Annotated in this window: 2 protein-coding genes; both read left to right on the top strand. The window is 41.5% G+C overall.

Translation table 11 applies throughout. The annotated features are described in order from the left end of the window. Positions 1 to 2,903: WD40 repeat domain-containing protein (locus F6K38_RS26505; protein ID WP_287358036.1), on the top strand; the 2,903-nt coding region annotated here is incomplete at its 5' end. Positions 2,904 to 3,192: 289 nt separating this feature from the next. Continuing rightward, on the top strand, positions 3,193 to 3,908 hold a 716-nt coding region (locus F6K38_RS26500), incomplete at its 3' end, for a calcium-binding protein (protein WP_287358032.1).

Raw genomic sequence — 3,908 nt, 5'->3', positions numbered from 1 at the left:
CAAAGACAGTAGCAGTGGTGGATGTGGCTCATGAAGCCTTGATTCGTCATTGGAGTCTGTTGCGGAGTTGGATAAGTGAAAACCGGGATGGGATGAGAATAGCCCGTAAGATTGAGGCGGCGGCTGAAGAGTGGAAAAGGGAAGTAAAATTGCCGGATTATCTGCTTACGGGTGCAAAATTGACGGAAGCGGAGAATTATTTGGAGGATTATTTTGAATTAGGTTTGCTTTCTGTGTTGGGTAAGGAGTTTATTGGTCACAGTATTCAGCAGCGTAATAGAAATAAATGGGTAAGGGTTGGGTTATTTGCTTTTGTTATAGGTGTGGTAGCAATAAGCTTAATTGTATCGATTTATTTTGGTTTAAAATTTCGTAAACAGGCAATTAATGCAAAATTACAAGCAGAAGCTACCAAGATTAAGTATTCTCTATCAGTCAAACCAACCACAGAAGAATTGATAAAAGCTATTGAAACAACAGCTGATAGTCTATCTGAGAAAAAAAACTTAAAACCAACAGTAATTAATGAAGTTAATTATAGCTTATTGGCAGCTTTAGATAAGGTTAGAGAAAGGAATCTTTTACAAGGTCATACAAGTTCTGTCAGAGATATCGCTTTTAGTCCAGATGGCAATAAGATCCTCAGTGGCAGTAGGGACAGAACAGTGCGTTTGTGGGACACAGAAAGCGGTAAACTAATCCATACATTAGAAGGTCATACAAGTTCTGTCAGAGATATCGCTTTTAGTCCAGATGGCAATAAGATCCTCAGTGGCAGTAGGGACAGAACAGTGCGTTTGTGGGACACAGAAAGCGGTAAACTAATCCATACATTAGAAGGTCATACAAGTACTGTCAATGCGATCGCTTTTAGTCTAGATGGCAATAAGATCCTCAGTGGCAGTAGGGACAGAACAGTGCGTTTGTGGGACACAGAAAGCGGTAAACTAATCCATACATTAGAAGGTCATAAAGATTCTGTCAATGCGATCGCTTTTAGTTCAGATGGCAATAAGATCCTCAGTGGCAGTAGAGACAAAACAGTGCGTTTGTGGGACACAGAAACCGGCAAACTAATCCATACATTAGAAGGTCATACAAGTTCTGTCAGAGATATCGTTTTTAGTCCAGATGGCAATAAGATCCTCAGTGGCAGTAGGGACAAAACAGTGCGTTTGTGGGACACAGAAACTGGTAAAATAATCCATACATTAGAAGGTCATACTAGTACTGTCAGAGATATCGCTTTTAGCCGAGATGGCAATAAGATTATCAGTGGCAGTTTGGACAACAGAGTGCATTTGTGGGACACAGACACCGGTAAACTAATCCATACATTAGAAGGTCATAAAGATTCTGTATATGCGATCGCTTTTAGTCGAGATGGCAATAAGATTATCAGTGGCAGTAGGGACAACACAGTGCGTTTGTGGGACACAGAAACTGGTAAACTAATCCATACATTAGAAGGTCATGAAGATTCTGTATATGCGATCGCTTTTAGTCGAGATGGCAATAAGATTATCAGTGGCAGTTTGGACAACAGAGTGCGTTTGTGGGACACAGACACCGGTAAACTAATCCATACATTAGAAGGTCATACTAGTTATGTCACAGATATCGCTTTTAGCCCAGATGGCAAACAGATTCTCAGTGGCAGTAATGACAACACAGTGCGTTTGTGGGACACAGACACCGGTAAACTAATCCATACATTAGAAGGTCATAAAGATTCTGTCGATGCGATCGCTTTTAGTCCAGATGGCAATAAGATCCTCAGTGGCAGTAGAGACAAAACAGTGCGTTTGTGGGACACAGAAACCGGTCAAATAATCCATACATTAGAAGGTCATACACGTTCTGTCTTAGATATCGCCTTTAGCCAAGATGGCAATAAGATACTCAGTGGCAGTTGGGACAAAACAGTGCGTTGGTGGGACACAGAAACCGGTAAACTAATCCATACATTAGAAGGTCATAAAGATTCTGTCAGTGCGATCGCTTTTAGTCCAGATGGCAAACAGATTATCAGTGGTAGTGGCGACGGCACAGTGCGGTTGTGGGATACAGAAACCGGTAAACTAATCCATACATTAGAAGGTCATAAAGATTCTGTCGATGCGATCGCTTTTAGTCCAAATGGCAATAAGATACTCAGTGGTAGTGACGACGGCACAGTGCGGTTGTGGGATACAGAAACCGGTCAAATAATCCATACATTAGAAGGTCATACAAGTACTGTCTATACGATCGCCTTTAGCCAAGATGGCAATAAGATACTCAGTGGCAGTTGGGACAACACAGTGCGTTTGTGGAACACAGAAACCGGTAAACTAATCCATACATTAGAAGGTCATACACGTTCTGTCTTAGATATCGCCTTTAGCCAAGATGGCAATAAGATACTCAGTGGCAGTTGGGACAACACAGTGCGTTGGTGGGACACCGAATCCGGTCAATTGCTCCATACATTAGAAGGTCATACAGCTGATGTCAATGCGATCGCTTTTAGTCCAGATGGCAAACAGATTATCAGTGGCAGTGGCGACGGAACAGTGCGTTTGTGGCGGGGTGGAAATTGGAAAGATTGGTTAAAAGAGGGATGTGATCAGCTGCAATTTCATCCTTACCTCGTTGCGCCTCACCATAATCAAGATAATAAAGAAGATAATAAAGCAGGAGAAGCCTGTCTCAAGTATGCCGATTGGGAAGATAAAACCAAAGCAGAATTTCTGGTGAGACAAGGTAGGGCTTTTGTTTTACAAAAAGAGCCAAATGTCAAGGCTGCTGTTAAAAAATTTAAAAAAGCGCAAAAACACAATCCTGATATCGACCTCAACCCATTCACAGAGGAAATAGATAAAGACCCAAAAACATTAGCGCAACAGTTAGCTTCAGAATGAAAATAATCAATTTACAGTATTGATAAGGCTCGTAACTGGGGTTACCGGAACTTAAAGATTCTTCCAAATTCTGATCGAATGAAAATGAGGTAAATGGGTGGTGCGAAGCTTCATCATGTGCATTCCCTGGATATCGGTTGATCAAGTCTCGAAACCCCTATAATCTCCTACAACTTTACTCGCAATAAAGTTAATTTGTTAATATTGACCTGGTTTGTTTATCAATAAGCCACGGCTTATTGATTCTTACCCTTACCCTGGGGAGCAGGAAAATAATCCTGTATACCTTATGGTTAATGATGTAGAGCAATTTGAAATTAATGGCCTTGCGGGAAATGATACTTTAACTGTTAATGATTTATCAGGTACCGATGCACAACTGGTAGTCTTTGATGGTGGTGAAGGTGATGATTCTCTCGACGGAAGTAAGGCAGTATTACCGTTAGTAGCTATTGGTGGTAATGGTAATGACACCCTAATTGGAGGTGCTGGTGATGATCTGCTAAGGGGTGATGCTGGCAATGACTACTTAGTTGGTGGAGATGGTGATGACAACCTACTTGGAGATGCCGGAGATGATACTCTGATTGGTGGTAATGGCAATGACAACCTAGTTGGTGGAGGAGGTGATGATACACTAATTAGTGGCGTAGGTAATACTACCTTTGTTCTTGATGCTGGTTCAGCCTTTAATTCTAGCAATTTCGGTACTACTACTATTGTCAACTTTGATGCTAGTAAGGACAAAATTCGTCTGGAACAAAGCACTTTCACCGCTCTCACTAGTACTGGAAGTGGTGGATTAGATGAGAGTCAATGGGCAGTTGTTTCTGGTGATGCTGAGGTTGACAGTAGTGATGCTTTGATTGTCTACAATAGCACAACTGGAAGTCTATTCTACAATCAAAATGGTAGTGAAACTGGTCTTGGAAACGGTGCCCTATTTGCTACATTTGAAACTTCTGGCACTTCTGGCACTACCACGTTTTCCAGTAGTAATCCTTC

The sequence above is a fragment of the Moorena sp. SIO3B2 genome (assembly GCF_010692525.1).
Lineage (GTDB): Bacteria > Cyanobacteriota > Cyanobacteriia > Cyanobacteriales > Coleofasciculaceae > Moorena > Moorena producens.
Note: the sequence above shows the minus strand (reverse complement) of the source record. Positions and strands in the feature narration are given on the sequence as shown.